At 60.0% G+C, this 15,837-nt stretch carries 14 protein-coding genes; 8 read left to right on the plus strand and 6 right to left on the minus strand.

Annotated features, from left to right (window positions below):
• Positions 1-37: 37 nt before the first annotated feature.
• The 3 genes from nadE to PSH69_RS02665 form a co-directional block, all read right to left on the minus strand.
• Entirely contained in the window at positions 38-865 is an 828-nt protein-coding gene (nadE, locus tag PSH69_RS02655) for an ammonia-dependent NAD(+) synthetase (RefSeq protein ID WP_018928484.1), read from the minus strand.
• A gap of 4 nt (positions 866-869) precedes the next feature.
• Positions 870-2,096, minus strand: a complete 1,227-nt coding sequence (gene pncB, locus PSH69_RS02660) for a nicotinate phosphoribosyltransferase (protein ID WP_019650677.1) — start codon at positions 2,094-2,096, stop codon at positions 870-872.
• Between the two features lie 271 nt (positions 2,097-2,367).
• Positions 2,368-3,279, minus strand: coding sequence for a LysR family transcriptional regulator (locus tag PSH69_RS02665; protein ID WP_305410956.1), 912 nt, complete (start codon positions 3,277-3,279; stop codon positions 2,368-2,370).
• 187 nt (positions 3,280-3,466) lie between these two features.
• Here PSH69_RS02665 and PSH69_RS02670 point away from each other — a divergent pair, with 187 nt between their 5' ends.
• The 8 genes from PSH69_RS02670 (at position 3,467) to PSH69_RS02705 (ending at position 13,300) form a co-directional block, all read left to right on the plus strand.
• A complete protein-coding gene (locus PSH69_RS02670; protein WP_305410957.1) occupies positions 3,467-4,957 on the plus strand; it encodes an aldehyde dehydrogenase family protein in 1,491 nt (496 codons plus the stop codon).
• A gap of 94 nt (positions 4,958-5,051) precedes the next feature.
• Entirely contained in the window at positions 5,052-6,335 is a 1,284-nt protein-coding gene (locus PSH69_RS02675) for an FAD-binding oxidoreductase (RefSeq protein WP_305410958.1), read from the plus strand.
• 363 nt (positions 6,336-6,698) lie between these two features.
• Positions 6,699-7,832, plus strand: a complete 1,134-nt coding sequence (locus PSH69_RS02680; protein WP_028940159.1) for a branched-chain amino acid ABC transporter substrate-binding protein — start codon at positions 6,699-6,701, stop codon at positions 7,830-7,832.
• Between the two features lie 171 nt (positions 7,833-8,003).
• The gene (locus PSH69_RS02685) at positions 8,004-8,918 is read left to right on the plus strand and encodes a branched-chain amino acid ABC transporter permease (protein ID WP_007939055.1); all 915 of its coding nucleotides are present in this window, start codon (positions 8,004-8,006) and stop codon (positions 8,916-8,918) included.
• Between the two features lie 3 nt (positions 8,919-8,921).
• On the plus strand, positions 8,922-10,202 hold the full coding sequence (gene livM, locus PSH69_RS02690; protein WP_305410959.1) for a high-affinity branched-chain amino acid ABC transporter permease LivM: 1,281 nt from the start codon (positions 8,922-8,924) through the stop codon (positions 10,200-10,202).
• Positions 10,199-11,071, plus strand: coding sequence for an ABC transporter ATP-binding protein (locus PSH69_RS02695; RefSeq protein ID WP_018928477.1), 873 nt, complete (start codon positions 10,199-10,201; stop codon positions 11,069-11,071). Before livM ends, PSH69_RS02695 begins: the two co-directional genes overlap by 4 nt.
• On the plus strand, positions 11,068-11,784 hold the full coding sequence (locus tag PSH69_RS02700; protein ID WP_064616031.1) for an ABC transporter ATP-binding protein: 717 nt from the start codon (positions 11,068-11,070) through the stop codon (positions 11,782-11,784). Before PSH69_RS02695 ends, PSH69_RS02700 begins: the two co-directional genes overlap by 4 nt.
• Positions 11,785-12,529: 745 nt before the next feature.
• Positions 12,530-13,300, plus strand: a complete 771-nt coding sequence (locus PSH69_RS02705; protein WP_086944072.1) for an SDR family oxidoreductase — start codon at positions 12,530-12,532, stop codon at positions 13,298-13,300.
• 55 nt (positions 13,301-13,355) lie between these two features.
• On the opposite strand, the gene PSH69_RS02710 is transcribed toward PSH69_RS02705, so the two are convergent.
• The 3 genes from PSH69_RS02710 to ureG all read right to left on the minus strand — a co-directional run bounded on the left by PSH69_RS02710 (position 13,356) and on the right by ureG (position 15,824).
• Positions 13,356-14,483: an AGE family epimerase/isomerase gene (locus PSH69_RS02710; RefSeq protein ID WP_305410960.1), complete on the minus strand. Its 1,128-nt coding sequence runs from the start codon at positions 14,481-14,483 to the stop codon at positions 13,356-13,358.
• A 125-nt stretch (positions 14,484-14,608) separates the two neighbouring features.
• Positions 14,609-15,181 (minus strand): HupE/UreJ family protein, encoded by a 573-nt coding sequence (locus tag PSH69_RS02715; RefSeq protein ID WP_305410961.1) that lies wholly within the window; start codon positions 15,179-15,181, stop codon positions 14,609-14,611.
• A 28-nt stretch (positions 15,182-15,209) separates the two neighbouring features.
• On the minus strand, positions 15,210-15,824 hold the full coding sequence (gene ureG / locus PSH69_RS02720) for an urease accessory protein UreG (protein ID WP_018928472.1): 615 nt from the start codon (positions 15,822-15,824) through the stop codon (positions 15,210-15,212).
• Between the last annotated feature and the right edge of the window lie 13 nt (positions 15,825-15,837).

Consider the following 15,837-nt stretch of genomic DNA (forward strand, 5'->3'; position numbering starts at 1 on the left):
CTGGGACGCTTTTTTTGTGCTCTCTACAGGGGCAGAATCAAGGCGCGAACGGCATCACACGCTTGTGATGTGTTTTCTTGTACGTATCACAAATGATCTTGAACGCTTCCTCGCGCACCGGTTCGCCGTGCAGGAAGGCGTCGATCTCGGCGTAGGTCACGCCGTGCGATGCTTCGTCTGGTTTGCCCGGCGACAGGTCTTCGAGGTCGGCGGTCGGGATTTTCTCCACCAGCGACTCTGGCGCGCCGAAGCTGCGGGCAATCGCCCGGACCTGGTTTTTCACCAGGCCGCTCAGCGGTGCGAGATCGCAGGCGCCGTCACCGAACTTGGTGAAGAAACCCATCACGGCTTCTGCCGCGTGGTCGGTGCCGATCACCAGGCCATGAGCCGCACCGGCGATGGTGTATTGCGCGACCATGCGCATCCGCGCCTTGGTATTGCCCAATACGAAATCCACCCAGACGGCCTCTTTGCCTTCGAAGGCTGCCACTTCGCCGGCCAGGGATTTGACTGCGGGGCCGATGTTCACCGTGTGGCGTTCGTCCGGGGCGATGAAGTCCACCGAGGCCTGGGCGTCGTGTTCATCGAACTGCGTCTGGTACGGCAGGCGCACGGCGATGAACTTGTAGCTGTTATCACCGGTACGCTCACGCAGTTCACGGATGGCGCGTTGGGCCAGTAGGCCGGCGGTCAGGGAGTCGACGCCGCCGCTGATACCGAGCACCAGGGTCTTGAGCCCGGAATTGACCAGGCAATCCTGAATGAAGGTGATTCGCCGGGCGACTTCAGCCTCAAGGGCGAGTTGATCCACGAACGGCGGTTGGACCTTGAGCTGTTCAGCAATCTCACGCTGTACGGCTTGCATGAATTCACTCCTTGCTTGATGTACTGGAAAGGGTGGCAGGTACTTGGAAAACGTGTCGCAAATAGGCGACGAAATTCGGGTCTTTGCAGTGAGTCTTGCCAGGCTCATCAGAAATCTTGGCCACCGGTTGGCCGTTGCATGCAGTCATTTTAAGCACGATGCTCATCGGTTCGACACCCGGAATATCGCAGGTCAGGTTAGTGCCGATGCCGAAACTGACATTGATCCGACCACGTAACGCCCGAAAAATCTCCAGAGATTTGGGCAACGTCAGGCTGTCGGAAAACACCAGGGTCTTGCTCATCGGGTCGATGCCCAGCTTGTGGTAGTGGGCGATGGCCTTTTCCGCCCAGAGCACCGGGTCACCGGAGTCGTGACGCAAGCCGTCGAAGAGCTTGGCAAAGAACAGGTCGAAATCGCCGAGAAACGCATCGGAAGTGATGCAGTCGGTCAGGGCGATCCCCAGCAGGCCACGGTACTCGCGGACCCAGCAGTCGAGGGCGGCGATCTGGCTGTCGATCAGCCGCGGACCGAGTTGCTGGTGGGCCATGATCCATTCGTGGGCCATGGTGCCCAGCGGCTTCATATCCAGCTCGCGGGACAGGTGCACGTTGCTGGTGCCGACGAAACGACCGGGGAAGTCGTGCTTGAGCACGTTCACTACTTCTTCCTGCACGCGATACGAGAAGCGCCGGCGAGTGCCGAAATCGGCTACCTGCAACTCGGACAATTCGTCGGTGCTGGCGTTGGCGGTCAACCAGTCGAACTTGCGATAGAGCTGCTCGCGGGCCTGTTCCAGGACGATTTCCCGGTAGCGATAGCGGTTGCGCACTTCGCTGACCATGGCCAGCAACGGCACTTCGAACAGAATCACGTGCAGCCACGGCCCGCGCAGGCGAATGAACAGCTCGCCGTTTTCAATGCCGGTGTGGATATAGCGCAGATTGAAACGGAACAGTCCGAGAAAACGCAGGAAGTCCGGTTTCAGGAAGCTGATGCGCTCCAGGAAGCTCAACTGATCGGCGCTCAGGCTCAACTCGGCCAGGCGCTCGATCTGGAAACGGATCTCCGCCAGGTACGGGCGCAGATCCTCGCTGTTACGGCAACGAAACTCCCATTCGACTTCCACGTTAGGGTAGTTGTGCAGCACCGCCTGCATCATCGTCAGTTTGTAGAAGTCGGTGTCGAGCAGGTTCTGCACGATGCGATCGGCAAACACACTCTCGCTCATAACGGGTCTCCAGGCGGGTCGCAGCCCGTGGCAGCGACGTTGCAGCTGTTTCAATGAATGGGGCTAGTGGCGCATATCAGCGGTGAGGATTGCCAGCAATTTTTTAGACGCTAGAGATTTCCGTGGCGAGGGGGCTTGTCCCCGTTCGGCTGCGCAGCAGTCGTAAATTCCGCATGCATGATCTGTCTGAGGGACCGCGATTGCAGGTTTTGGGGTCGCTACGCGACCCAACGGGGGCAAGCCCCCTCGCCACAGAGTTTTGCGTGATATTTCAACTTTGCGGTGCATTCGGATTGTCCATCTGCTCCAGCATCCACTTCACAAAATCCCGCACCTTGGGCACTTCCGCCGAATGCTCCGGATACGCCAGGTAATAGGCGTCGGTGCTGGGCATTGCATGCTGCCAGGGAATGACCAACTTGCCGTCGGCCAATTCCTCTTCCACCAGAAACTTCGGCAACAGCGCCACGCCGCAGCCGACCTGGGCGGCGCGGATGCACATATAGAACGTTTCGAAACGCGGGCCGTGGTAGCTGTGTTCGGTGTGGTAGCCCTGGCTGTCGAACCAATCGTGCCAGGCCTGGGGCCGGGAAGCGTTTTGCAGCAGGACCAGGTCGGTAAGCTGCGTAGGATCGGTGAACGGCGTGTCCGGCAGACTGCCCGGTGCGCACACGGGAACAAGCTCTTCGCCAAACAGCTTCAGGCATTCGGTGCCGGGCCGTGAGCCCTGGCCGAAGTAGAACGCCAGGTCGCTGCGACCTTGCAGCAGGTCGTCGGCTTCCTGTTCGCTGCACAGGTCCAGATGGATAGACGGATGACGCAGGCGCCAGCCTTTCAAGCGTGGCACCAGCCAGCGCGCGCCGAAGGTCGGAGGCGTGGAGACGCGCAAGACTTCGGTGTCTCCGCCGTAGGAACGCAGGTAATGGGTCGACATTTCGACTTGGGTGAGGATTTTTCGCACCTCCACCAAATACAAATCGCCAGCGGGGGTCATTTGCAGGCGTCGGCGCACCCGGCGGAACAACAGGTGCTGCAACAGCTCTTCGAGTTGCGCGACCTGTTTGCTCACGGCGCTCTGGGTCAGGTTCAGCTCTTCGGCGGCGCGGGTGAAGCTCAAATGCCGGGTCACGGCCTCGAAACACTGCAGCGCAGTGATCGACGGCAAGTAGCGTTTATTCAGCATCGGTTCTCCTTGTTCTTGTCTCTCTACGTGGCACGCGTGTTACCGGCAGATTCGCAGCATGAATAAACGGAATGATATCTCGCTTAATCGTCGTTTGTTGGAGAACCTCGGGAGCGCTAAAACTACAGGTCAGATCAGTCGAATAAATACGGCTGCACGTTTTCTGTTTCTGCTCGAGGAGTGACCCATGGTTGCCGCATTGCTTGATCGTCTTGGTGTGAACCCGGCCCTGTACCAGAACGGCAAAGTGCCGGTGCATTCGCCCATCGACGGTAGTCGGATTGCCGCCGTGAACTGGGAAGGCGCCGCTGAAGTCGAGCAGCACATCAGTCGCGCAGATCATGCGTTCGAATTGTGGCGCAAGGTGCCGGCGCCGCGCCGTGGCGAACTGGTTCGTCAATTGGGCGACATCCTGCGCGAGTACAAAGCCGATCTCGGTGAGCTGGTTTCCTGGGAAGCCGGCAAGATCACTCAGGAAGGCCTGGGTGAAGTTCAGGAAATGATCGACATCTGCGACTTCGCGGTCGGTCTGTCCCGTCAGTTGTACGGTTTGACCATCGCCTCCGAGCGCCCTGGCCACCACATGCGCGAAACCTGGCATCCGCTGGGCATCGTTGGCGTGATCAGCGCGTTCAACTTCCCGGTCGCCGTCTGGGCCTGGAACGCGGCGCTGGCGCTGGTGTGCGGTAACCCGGTGATCTGGAAACCGTCGGAGAAAACCCCGCTGACCGCGCTGGCCTGTCAGGCGCTGTTCGACCGTGTCCTGAAGAACTTCAGCGACGCCCCGCCGCACCTGAGCCAAGTGATCATCGGTGGTCGCGATGCAGGCGAAGCCCTGGTCGATGACCCGCGTGTCGCGCTGATCAGCGCTACCGGCAGCACCCGCATGGGCCGCGAAGTGGCGCCGAAAATCGCCGCACGTTTCGCCCGTAGCATTCTGGAACTGGGCGGTAATAACGCGATGATCCTCGGCCCAAGCGCCGATCTGGACATGGCCGTGCGGGCGATTCTGTTCAGCGCCGTCGGCACTGCCGGTCAGCGTTGCACCACCTTGCGTCGCCTGATTGCCCACGAATCGGTGAAAGAAGAAATCGTCACCCGCCTGAAAGCCGCTTACTCCAAGGTGCGCATCGGCCATCCGCTGGAAGGCAACCTGGTCGGGCCGCTGATCGACAAACACAGCTTCGACAACATGCAGGACGCGCTGGAGCAAGCCTTGAGCGAAGGCGGCCGGGTGTTTGGCGGCCAGCGTCAGCTGGAAGACAAATTCCCCAACGCTTACTACGTTTCGCCAGCCATCGTCGAAATGCCGGAACAAAGCGATGTGGTGCGCGACGAAACCTTCGCGCCGATTCTGTACGTGATCGGTTACACCGATTTCGAAGAGGCATTGCGCCTGAACAACGCCGTACCACAAGGCCTGTCGTCGTGCATCTTCACCACCGACGTGCGTGAAGCCGAGCGGTTCATGTCGGCGGTGGGCAGCGATTGCGGCATCGCCAACGTCAACATCGGCCCGAGCGGCGCGGAAATCGGCGGCGCGTTCGGCGGCGAGAAAGAAACGGGCGGCGGTCGTGAGTCGGGGTCCGATGCATGGCGTGGGTACATGCGCCGTCAGACCAACACCGTGAACTATTCGCTGGAGTTGCCGTTGGCTCAGGGGATTACGTTCGATTAAGCAGCAAGCTACAAGCTGTTGATCGATCATTCCCACGCTCTGCGTGGGAACGATCGATGGTGTGTTGGTTAGGTTTCATTTTCGGAGTCTGGCAATGCCGTTACGCGAAGAGTGTCTGTGGGAAAAACTGACGCCGCAAAGGCCCGACAATGCGGCGCTCAAGGGTGAGGTGACGGTGGATGTCTGCGTCATCGGTGCCGGTTTCACCGGGCTGTCGGCGGCGGTGCATCTGCTGGAGCAAGGCAAGAGTGTTTGTGTGCTGGAAGCGCATCGCGCCGGCCATGGCGGTTCGGGGCGTAACGTCGGGCTGGTCAACGCCGGAATGTGGATTCCTCCGGACGAAATCGAAGCCGGTTTTGGCAAGGCGGTCGGCAGTCAGCTCAACCGTATGCTCGGAGCGGCGCCGTCGCTGGTGTTCAGCCTGGTCGACAAATACAACATCGATTGCCAGTTGCGCCGCGAAGGCACGCTGCACATGGCGCACAACGCGCGTGGCGAGGCGGACCTGCGCAGTCGCGAAGAACAATGGAAGCGTCGCGGGGCACCGGTGGAGCTGTTGACCGGAACTGCCTGCGAACAAGCCACGGGTACCAGGAAAATCGCCGCCGCGCTGCTCGACCGGCGTGCCGGCACGATCAACCCGATGGCCTACACCACAGGGCTGGCCAACGCGGCCATCGGCCTTGGGGGGCAGTTGTTCGATCATTCCCCGGTGACCCGACTCGAACGTCAGGGCCTGCGCTGGTCAGTGCAGACCGCCCAGGGTTCGGTGCTGGCCGAACAGGTGGTGATCGCCTCCAATGCTTATACCGAAGGCGACTGGACGGAACTGCGCCGCAACTTCTTCCCCGGTTATTACTATCAAGTGGCTTCGGTGCCGCTGACCGAAGACGCCGCGCAGCAAATTCTGCCCGGTGGTCAGGGCTCCTGGGACACCCGGCAAGTGCTCAGCAGCATCCGTCGTGATGCCGAGGGGCGGTTGTTGCTAGGCAGTCTCGGCAATGGCAACCAGAAACCGACCTGGTTCCTCAAAGCCTGGGCCGATCGGGTTCAGCAGCATTACTTCCCCTACCTGAAACCGGTGGAATGGGAATGCACCTGGACCGGTTGCATCGCCTTCACCCCCGATCATTTGATGCGCCTGTTCGAGCCGGCACCGGGTCTGGTGGCCGTTACTGGTTACAACGGTCGAGGCGTGACCACCGGCACAGTGGTCGGCAAAGCCTTCGCCGACTACTTGTGTAACGGAAATCCTCAAGCCCTGCCGATTCCCTTCGCGCCCATGCAGCCATTGGCGGGCGTGGGGCTGCGAAGCTGCCTGTATGAGGCCGGTTTTTCGCTGTATCACGCGGGCCAGTGCCTGCGGATCGTGATCTGATTGTTGAAATATGTTGCTGGAAGCAGCGCTTTTCAGCGAAGCGGCTAGCCTGTAATGGTGCGGGTTGTAGCAGTTGCGCACCAGCAGTGTGCAGTTCGGTGACGCGGGCTGTTACAGGCAGGTTGCACATCGTTTGGCGCTGCGGTTGCAATGATGGCGCATGCGGGTTGCGCCTTTTGAAATAAATGGTTTCACCTCCCGCGGTTTAGACGGTTGCACGCCCAATGAAAATGGGATCGAAACAGTCGAAATAACAAGAAAGCAGCGACTTTTTTCAGAATAAAAAACCGATGGCACGGCCCTTGCTCTGAGCATTCAGTGAAGTCGCAGTGCCAACTAAAAAAAACCTTGGAGCACCACCTCATGTCCCAGACGTTTTACAAGAAAGGCTTTCTGGCCCTCGCAGTGGCAGCTGCGTTGGGTGTTTCTGCGTTTGCACAGGCTGATGTGAAAATCGGTGTGGCGGGCCCTATGACAGGCGCCAACGCGGCATTTGGCGAGCAGTACATGAAGGGTGCGCAGGCAGCCGCTGATGCGGTCAACGCCGCTGGCGGTATCAATGGGGAAAAAATCGTACTGGTCAAAGGCGATGACGCCTGCGAGCCGAAGCAGGCTGTGACGGTCGCCAAAGACCTGACTGAAAAGAAAGTCGTTGGTGTGGTAGGTCACTTCTGCTCCTCGTCGACCATCCCTGCCTCCGAGATCTACGACGAAGCCGGCATCATCACGATCACCCCAGGTTCCACCAACCCCAAGGTGACCGAGCGCGGCCTGAGTGCCATGTTCCGCATGTGCGGGCGTGACGACCAGCAAGGTATCGTGGCTGGCGACTATATCGTCGACGTGCTCAAGGGCAAGAAAGTCGCCGTGCTGCACGACAAGGACACTTATGGCCAAGGCTTGGCAGATGCCACCAAGGCTCAACTGATCAAGCGCGGCGTAACGCCAGTGCTGTATGAAGGCCTGACTCGCGGCGAGAAAGACTTCAGCGCCGTCGTCACCAAGATCCGTGCGGCCGGTGCCGACGTGGTCTACTTCGGCGGCTTGCACCCGGAAGCCGGTCCACTGGTTCGGCAACTGCGTGAACAGGGCCTCAAAGACGTCAAATTCATGTCCGATGACGGCATCGTGACTGACGAACTGGTGACCACCGCCGGTGGCCCACAGAACGTTGATGGCGTACTGATGACCTTCGGCGCCGACCCACGTCTGCTGCCAGACAGCAAGACCGTGGTAGACGCCTTCCGCAAGGCCGGCACCGAACCTGAAGGCTACACCCTGTACGCTTACGCTTCGGTCCAGACCCTGGCCGCAGCGTTCAATGGCGCCAAATCCAACAAGGGCGAAGACGCTGCCAAATGGCTGAAAGCCAACCCGGTCAAGACCGTCATGGGCGAGAAGACCTGGGACAGCAAGGGCGACCTGAAAGTCTCCGACTACGTGGTTTACAAGTGGGACAAGGACGGCAAATACCACCAGCTGGAAAAACAGAAGTGATATGAGCGGTTGATCTGCCCGGCGCCTTGCGCGCCGGGCATTCCTGAAACATGTCCGTGCAGTACCTGTCTTTTCTCGTAGAGCTGCACACAACCGAGTTGCGCCGGCGGCTGAACCCCGGTCCGTCGCACCCGGCTTCTGTGCAGTCTCTCAAGTGCGTGAGATTGCGTTATGGATGGTATTTTCCTGCAGCAACTGGTCAACGGCCTGACCCTCGGGTCGGTCTATGGCCTGATCGCCATCGGCTACACAATGGTCTATGGCATCATCGGCATGATCAACTTCGCCCATGGCGAGGTTTACATGATCTCTGCGTACCTCGCGGCGATCAGTCTGGCTCTGCTGGCTTACTTCGGTATTGAATCCTTCCCGCTGCTGATGCTCGGCACCCTGGTTTTCACCATCATCGTCACCGCGGTGTATGGCTGGGTCATTGAGCGTGTCGCTTACAAACCGCTGCGCAACTCCACCCGACTGGCACCGCTGATCAGCGCCATCGGTATTTCCCTGATCCTGCAAAATTATGCACAGATCAGTCAGGGCGCCCGTCAACAGGGTGTACCAACACTGCTGACCGGTGCATGGCGAGTTGAAGTCGGGAGCGGCTTCGTACAACTCACCTACACCAAAATCTTCATTCTGGTTGCCGCATTCGTCGGGATGGGCCTGCTGACCTACGTCATCAAGTACACCAAGCTCGGCCGCATGTGCCGCGCCACCCAGCAAGACCGCAAGATGGCTTCGATCCTGGGGATCAACACCGATCGGGTGATTTCCTACGTGTTCATCATCGGTGCGGCGATGGCGGCCCTGGCCGGCGTGCTGATCACCATGAACTACGGCACGTTCGACTTCTACGCAGGCTTCGTCATCGGGATCAAGGCGTTCACCGCGGCGGTACTCGGCGGCATTGGCTCACTGCCCGGCGCCATGCTGGGAGGGATCATTCTCGGGATCTCCGAGTCGCTGTTCTCGGGGCTGGTCAACTCGGATTACAAAGACGTTTTCAGCTTCTCGCTGCTCGTTCTTGTTCTGGTCTTTCGGCCTCAAGGCCTGCTTGGCCGTCCTCTTGTGTCGAAGGTGTAAGCGATGTCTTCAACCACTAAAACCATTGATGTCAAAAAAAGCCTGGTTGACGCGATTCTTGCCGGCCTCATCGCCCTGATTGTGTTCGGCCCGATTGTTGGCGTGGTCCTCGACGGCTACGGCTTCAACCTGCAACCGACGCGCGTGGCGTGGATAGTCGCCATCGTCATGGCAGGCCGCTTTGCCCTGAGCCTGTTCTTGCAAACCCCCAAAGGCCTGAGAATTCTCGAAGGCTTCGAGAGCACCGGTTCCGGGGTTCATGTTCTGGCGCCTGATTACAAATCCCGGTTGCGCTGGGTCGTCCCGCTGGTGATCGTTGTTGCCGTGGTATTCCCGTTCTTCTCCAACTCTTACCTGCTGGGCGTGGTCATTCTTGGGTTGATCTACGTGCTGCTGGGTCTGGGGTTGAACATCGTGGTGGGTTTGGCCGGTCTGCTCGATCTGGGTTATGTGGCGTTCTATGCCATCGGTGCCTACGGCCTGGCGCTCGGTTACCAATACCTGGGGCTGGGCTTCTGGACTGTGCTGCCTTTGGCGGCGATCACTGCCGGGCTGGCGGGGTGCATCCTGGGTTTCCCGGTGCTGCGTCTGCACGGCGACTATCTGGCAATCGTGACCCTGGGCTTTGGTGAAATCATCCGGTTGATCCTCAACAACTGGTTGTCCCTGACCGGTGGCCCGAATGGCATGGCGGCGCCGTTGCCAACTTTCTTCGGTCTCGAATTCGGAAAGCGGGCGAAGGACGGCGGGGTACCTTTTCATGAGTTCTTCGGCATCGCCTACAACCCGGACGTGAAGTACTACTTCATTTATGCGGTGTTGTTCCTGGTGGTGCTGGCCGTGCTGTACATCAAGCATCGCTTGACCCGCATGCCGGTCGGTCGCGCATGGGAAGCCTTGCGTGAAGACGAAATCGCCTGTCGCTCCATGGGCCTGAATCACGTACTGGTCAAACTGTCGGCGTTCACCATCGGCGCATCGACGGCGGGCCTGGCCGGCGTGTTTTTCGCGACCTATCAGGGCTTTGTGAACCCGACCTCGTTCACCTTCTTCGAATCGGCATTGATCCTCGCCATCGTGGTACTTGGCGGCATGGGTTCGACCATCGGCGTGGTGATGGCAGCATTCGTGTTGACCGTCGCCCCGGAACTGCTGCGCGGCTTCGCTGAATATCGCGTGCTGCTGTTCGGCATCCTGATGGTGTTGATGATGATTTGGCGACCGCGCGGCCTGATCCGGATCAGCCGTACCGGTGTGGCCCCGCGTAAAGGAGTAGCGCCATGAGTGAAGTCGTACTCTCGGTCGAGAACCTGATGATGCACTTCGGTGGCATCAAGGCGTTGAGTGACGTCAGCCTGAAGGTCAAGCGCAACTCGATCTTCGCGTTGATCGGCCCCAACGGCGCGGGCAAGACCACTGTGTTCAACTGCTTGACCGGGTTCTACAAAGCGTCCGGCGGGCATATCGAGCTCAACACCCGTGGGGTGAAGACCAACGTCATCAAAATGCTCGGGGAGCCGTTCAAGGCAACCGATTTCGTTTCGCCGAAAAGCTTCATCAGCCGGCTCCACTACAAGATGTTCGGTGGCACGCACCTGATCAACCGTGCCGGTCTGGCGCGGACTTTCCAGAACATTCGCCTGTTCAAGGAGATGTCGGTACTGGAAAACCTGCTGGTGGCCCAGCACATGTGGGTCAACCGCGGCATGCTGGCCGGCATCCTCAACACCAAGGGTTATCGCAAGGCCGAAAGCGATGCACTGGACCACGCCTTCTACTGGCTGGAAGTGGTGGACCTGGTGGACTGCGCCAACCGCCTGGCTGGTGAACTGTCCTATGGTCAGCAACGCCGTCTGGAGATCGCCCGGGCCATGTGTACCCGGCCGCAGATCATCTGCCTCGACGAACCGGCCGCCGGCCTCAACCCTCAGGAAACCGAAGCGCTGAGCGCGATGATCCGGCTGCTGCGTGACGAGCATGATCTGACCGTGGTGCTGATCGAACACGACATGGGCATGGTCATGAGCATTTCCGACCACATCGTGGTGCTGGACCACGGCGTTGTCATCGCCGAGGGCGGGCCTGATGCGATCCGACACGATCCGAAAGTGATTGCCGCCTACCTTGGCGCCGACGAAGAGGAACTGGTATGAGTCAACCGATCCTCGAACTGAAAGAGATCGACGTGTTCTACGGACCGATCCAGGCCCTGAAGAAAGTCTCGTTGCACATCAATGAAGGGGAGACCGTCAGCCTGATCGGCTCCAACGGTGCCGGCAAGTCGACCCTGCTGATGTCGATTTTCGGTCAGCCACGGGCGACTGACGGGCAAATCGTCTATCAGGGTGTGGATATCACTCACAAGTCGTCCCACTACATCGCCTCCAACGGTATCGCTCAGTCGCCGGAAGGCCGCCGGGTGTTCCCCGACATGACCGTCGAGGAAAACCTGCTGATGGGCACCATCCCGATCGGTGACAAGTACGCCGCCGAGGACATGGAGCGCATGTTCGAGCTGTTTCCGCGGCTCAAGGAACGGCGTAATCAGCGGGCCATGACCATGTCTGGTGGCGAGCAGCAAATGCTCGCCATTGCCCGGGCGTTGATGAGCCGCCCCAAGCTGTTGCTGCTCGATGAGCCGAGTCTGGGGCTGGCGCCGATTGTGGTGAAACAGATCTTCGCGACCCTGCGGGAACTGGCCAAGACAGGGATGACCATTTTCCTGGTGGAGCAGAACGCCAACCACGCCCTCAAGCTCTCGGACCGGGCGTACGTGATGGTCAACGGGCAGATCCGCCTCAGCGGTACCGGCAAGGAGCTGCTGGTGAACGAGGAGGTGCGTAACGCCTATCTCGGCGGGCACTAAACCGAAGAGCCTGGAAAACGCCCTGACGAACTCAGGGCGTTTTTTTATGCCCGCATAATCCCTACACGAGGCTGCGGTTTGAGGTAAAGGGAAATTGTGGAAAACAATATTCATGACCTCTCAAAGCGCGACATAAAGCCGCTGCAAATTGCTGTTTTGTCACGGTTTTGACTTGTCCCCGTTTGCTGTGGAGCTGGCTGTGAATAACGTGGGAGTAGCTGGCTGTAAGCCTTTGAATACGTGGCTTGCAGAGAGATGGCTGTTTTTTGATCAGGTGCTTTTGGCGAGCCTGAAGTGGGCATTGTCAACCTTTTTGTTATGAGCGAATACGGTGTGAGTCGAGGTGGGCAAGCCTGTGGATAAGTCTGTGGTTAAACTCTGGAAAGACTCGGCTGAGGGCCGTGGTTGCTGGCTTGGCGCCATCGTCGCTCTGACCGCTCGGTCGTGCAAATTGCCCTGGACTACACAGCGGATGCCTCAGGGTCAAGAAAAAAACTTTCAAACCTGCCCGCAAAGCCTTGTGGATAGCGGCTTGCAGCTTTTCCACTTGCCCCCGGAAACTGTGGACCGGCCTGTGGATAAGGTGCGCGTACATGGCTGCAAGCCACGGGACATGGGCTGTTGCCAGCATTGATCGTTTTTTGTACGGTTTTTGCCGTGGTTGCCGCTGTGGGCAAGGCCGGGCATGCTGCCGGTTGATTTTCTATTCCAAGGGCTGACTGTCAGCCGTAGCAAGGAGAACACGATGTCCAACACCCTGTTTATTACCGGCGCGACCTCCGGTTTTGGTGAAGCCTGTGCCCGTCGTTTTGCCGAGGCCGGCTGGAAACTGGTGCTGACAGGTCGTCGTGAAGAGCGCCTCAATGCCCTGTGCGCCGAGTTGTCGAAGCAGACCGAGGTCCATGGCCTGGTGCTCGACGTACGGGACCGCAAGGCCATGGAGGAGGCGATTGCCAACCTGCCGCCGTCCTTCGCCAAGCTTCGCGGGCTGATCAACAACGCCGGCCTGGCCCTGGGTGTGGACCCGGCGCCCAAGTGCAATCTCGATGATTGGGACACCATGGTCGACACCAACATCAAAGGCCTGATGTACAGCACCCGCCTGTTGCTGCCACGTTTGATCGCTCATGGTCGTGGCGCCAGCATCGTCAACCTCGGCTCCATCGCCGGCAACTACCCGTACCCGGGCAGCCACGTGTATGGCGCGAGCAAGGCGTTCGTCAAACAGTTCTCCCTGAACCTGCGCTGCGACCTGCAAGGTACGGGCGTGCGGGTCAGCAACATCGAGCCGGGCCTGTGTGAGAGCGAGTTCTCGCTGGTGCGTTTCGCCGGTGACCAGGAGCGTTACAACGCCACTTACGCCGGTGCCGATCCGATCCAGCCGCAAGACATCGCCGAGACCATTTTCTGGGTGCTCAACGCACCGGCCCACATCAACATCAACAGCCTCGAGCTGATGCCGGTGAGCCAGACCTGGAGCGGGTTTGCCATTGAGCGTAATGGCGGCAAGGCGTAATTGTGGCGAGGGGCTTGCCTGTGGCGAGGGGGCTTGCCCCCTTGCCACAAAAAACTCAGCCGAGATACTCGACCAACCCGCGATAGCAGGTTGCCAAGTGATAAGGCGTGGTCGAAGGCATGTCCTTGCGGCTTACTTCGCCCTGCTCATCGCGACACTCATACCAACCGCCCGCATGCAGAAAGCGCTGCTGCAACGCCTGCAATTGGCGTTGCACCGATGCTTCGCTGCCCGGGCGCAAGGTCAGGGCGCGCAGGTATTCGGCTTGAGCCCAGATGCGTTGGGTTGCGTCACGAGGGTGATCATCCAGTTCCAGCATCGCTCGCACGGCACCGGTCTGCTGATCGACACCTCGTTGCTCGGTGAACGCAAACGCGCGCTCCAGCGAGGCATGCAGTGTCGAGCCGCGCAGCAATGGCGAGGATTGCAGCAGGAAATACCATTCGAACTGATGGCCCGGCTCGAACCAGTTATCCACAGCTCCCAGCGGCTTCTCCATCAACACCGCATGTCGCGGGTCGATGAAACGCTTTTGCATGGCTGTGCATAACTCGATGAGCGCGTTCTGCACAGCCGCGTCTTCGCGCACCGACAGGGTGGCGAGGAAGGCTTCGGCCAAATGCATCAGAGGGTTCTGCAATGGCCCGGAGTCGAGCGAGGACCAATCACGGTCCAGGCTGGCTTCGTACAGGCCGTCGCCCATGGCGAAACGCTGCGCCACCACTTCCAGCGCGGCGTTGAGTACCGACTCCACCAGCGGTTCGCGAACCTTGTCCCAATAATGGGCGCAGGCGAACAGGATGAAGGCGTGGGTGTAGAGGTCTTTGCGCTGGTCCAGCGGCGTACCTTGCGGGTCGATGCTGTAGAACCAGCCGCCATGCTCGGCATCGTGGAAATGCCGTTGCAAGGAACGAAACAGCGCCGCCGCGCGCTCTTCAGCCTTGGGCACCTGGCCGATCAGGCTGGAGAACAGGTACAGCTGCCGCGCGCAGGCCATGGCTCGGTAGCGCTGAGGGGGCAGCGGTTTATGCTCGGCATCCAGCGCCTCATAAGGCAACGCCATGTCGGCGTTCCAGCCGGGGCCCTGCCAGAGCGGCACGATCACGTCCTGGAAGTGCTGATGCACTGAGGTGAACAGGGCGGTCAATTCAGGCTGGGAGGCAGAGCGGGAAGCATGCGGCATTGGCTGGCGTCGTCACGGCAGGGTTAATTGCGCGACATGTTAGCAGGCCTTAGAGATGCGGTGTCTGTCGGGCCGCCTTCGCGGGCAAACCGGATCGCGAAGGGGCCAGTTCAGACGTTAGAGAATCAACCCGCCAGCAACCAGGCTCCGGTTGCCGCCGACGCCGCACCCGCCAGCCGAACCAATGGTGCCGCGGCCTGAGGCAAGATGCGAACCACTGCATAACCCGCGGCATGCAACGCCGCCGTCGCCGCCACAAACCCTGCGGCATACGTCCAAGGACTGGACATGTCCGGTAATTCCAGACCATGCGCCACGCCATGAAACAGCGCGAACAACGCGGTCGCCGCCACCGCCAGGCTCAGCGGTGGACGCACTGCCAACGCCACCGCCAGGCCCAGCGCCAATACCGATGCCGCAATCCCGCTCTCCAGCGCCGGCAGGTTCAGCCCTTCAAAACCCAGCAAGCCGCCGATCAACATGGTGCCCACGAATGTGCACGGCAGGGCCCAGCGCGCAGCGCCTTTCTGCTGCGCCGCCCACAACCCCACGGCAACCATCGCCAGCAAGTGATCGAGGCCGCCGATCGGGTGGCTGATACCGGCGATCAAGCCGTTGTCGCCATGGCCCGGGTGGGCGAAGGCAATGGCTGGGGTCAGCAGCAGGGCCATGGCGCCCAGAATGCGTTTCAGTGTCATGGATAAGCTTCCTTGTTGATAAGTGTGATCAGGCCGCAGTCAGCAGGCCCTGGCGTTCGATAAAGGCGATGATTTCTTCAAGGCCCTGGCCGGTTTTCTGGTTGCTGAAGACAAACGGCTTGCCGTTGCGCATGCGTTGGGTGTCGCTGTCCATCATCTCCAGCGACGCTCCTACCAGCGGCGCCAGGTCGATCTTGTTGATCACCAGCAGGTCGGATTTGCAGATGCCGGGGCCACCCTTGCGCGGCAGCTTGTCGCCGGCGGAGACATCGATCACGTAAATGGTCAGGTCGGACAGTTCCGGGCTGAAGGTCGCCGAGAGGTTGTCGCCGCCGGACTCCACCAGAATCAGATCCAGCCCCGGAAAGCGCCGGTTCAGTTGGTCCACGGCTTCGAGGTTGATCGAGGCGTCTTCGCGGATCGCCGTGTGCGGGCAGCCGCCGGTTTCCACACCGATGATCCGCTCCGGCGCCAAGGCTTCGTTGCGCACCAGAAAGTCAGCGTCTTCGCGGGTATAGATGTCATTGGTCACGACGGCCAGGTTGTAGCGCTCGCGCAGGGCCAGGCACAGGGCCAGGGTCAAGGCGGTTTTGCCGGAGCCGACCGGGCCGCCGATGCCGACGCGCAGGGGTTGTGTGTTCATGTGATTCTCCAAA

The organism is Pseudomonas sp. FP1740 (assembly GCF_030687165.1).
In the GTDB taxonomy this organism is placed as follows: Bacteria; Pseudomonadota; Gammaproteobacteria; order Pseudomonadales; family Pseudomonadaceae; genus Aquipseudomonas.

Coding starts and splice junctions, on each gene's coding strand:
- PSH69_RS02715 (WP_305410961.1), bottom strand. CDS start 15,181: ATGACACTGAAACGCATTCTGGGCGCCATGGCCCTGCTGCTGACCCCA.
- PSH69_RS02685 (WP_007939055.1), top strand. CDS start 8,004: ATGGATGGTATTTTCCTGCAGCAACTGGTCAACGGCCTGACCCTCGGG.
- ureG (WP_018928472.1), bottom strand. CDS start 15,824: ATGAACACACAACCCCTGCGCGTCGGCATCGGCGGCCCGGTCGGCTCC.
- PSH69_RS02680 (WP_028940159.1), top strand. CDS start 6,699: ATGTCCCAGACGTTTTACAAGAAAGGCTTTCTGGCCCTCGCAGTGGCA.
- PSH69_RS02710 (WP_305410960.1), bottom strand. CDS start 14,483: ATGCCGCATGCTTCCCGCTCTGCCTCCCAGCCTGAATTGACCGCCCTG.
- livM (WP_305410959.1), top strand. CDS start 8,922: ATGTCTTCAACCACTAAAACCATTGATGTCAAAAAAAGCCTGGTTGAC.
- nadE (WP_018928484.1), bottom strand. CDS start 865: ATGCAAGCCGTACAGCGTGAGATTGCTGAACAGCTCAAGGTCCAACCG.
- PSH69_RS02705 (WP_086944072.1), top strand. CDS start 12,530: ATGTCCAACACCCTGTTTATTACCGGCGCGACCTCCGGTTTTGGTGAA.
- PSH69_RS02695 (WP_018928477.1), top strand. CDS start 10,199: ATGAGTGAAGTCGTACTCTCGGTCGAGAACCTGATGATGCACTTCGGT.
- PSH69_RS02670 (WP_305410957.1), top strand. CDS start 3,467: ATGGTTGCCGCATTGCTTGATCGTCTTGGTGTGAACCCGGCCCTGTAC.
- PSH69_RS02665 (WP_305410956.1), bottom strand. CDS start 3,279: ATGCTGAATAAACGCTACTTGCCGTCGATCACTGCGCTGCAGTGTTTC.
- PSH69_RS02700 (WP_064616031.1), top strand. CDS start 11,068: ATGAGTCAACCGATCCTCGAACTGAAAGAGATCGACGTGTTCTACGGA.
- pncB (WP_019650677.1), bottom strand. CDS start 2,096: ATGAGCGAGAGTGTGTTTGCCGATCGCATCGTGCAGAACCTGCTCGAC.
- PSH69_RS02675 (WP_305410958.1), top strand. CDS start 5,052: ATGCCGTTACGCGAAGAGTGTCTGTGGGAAAAACTGACGCCGCAAAGG.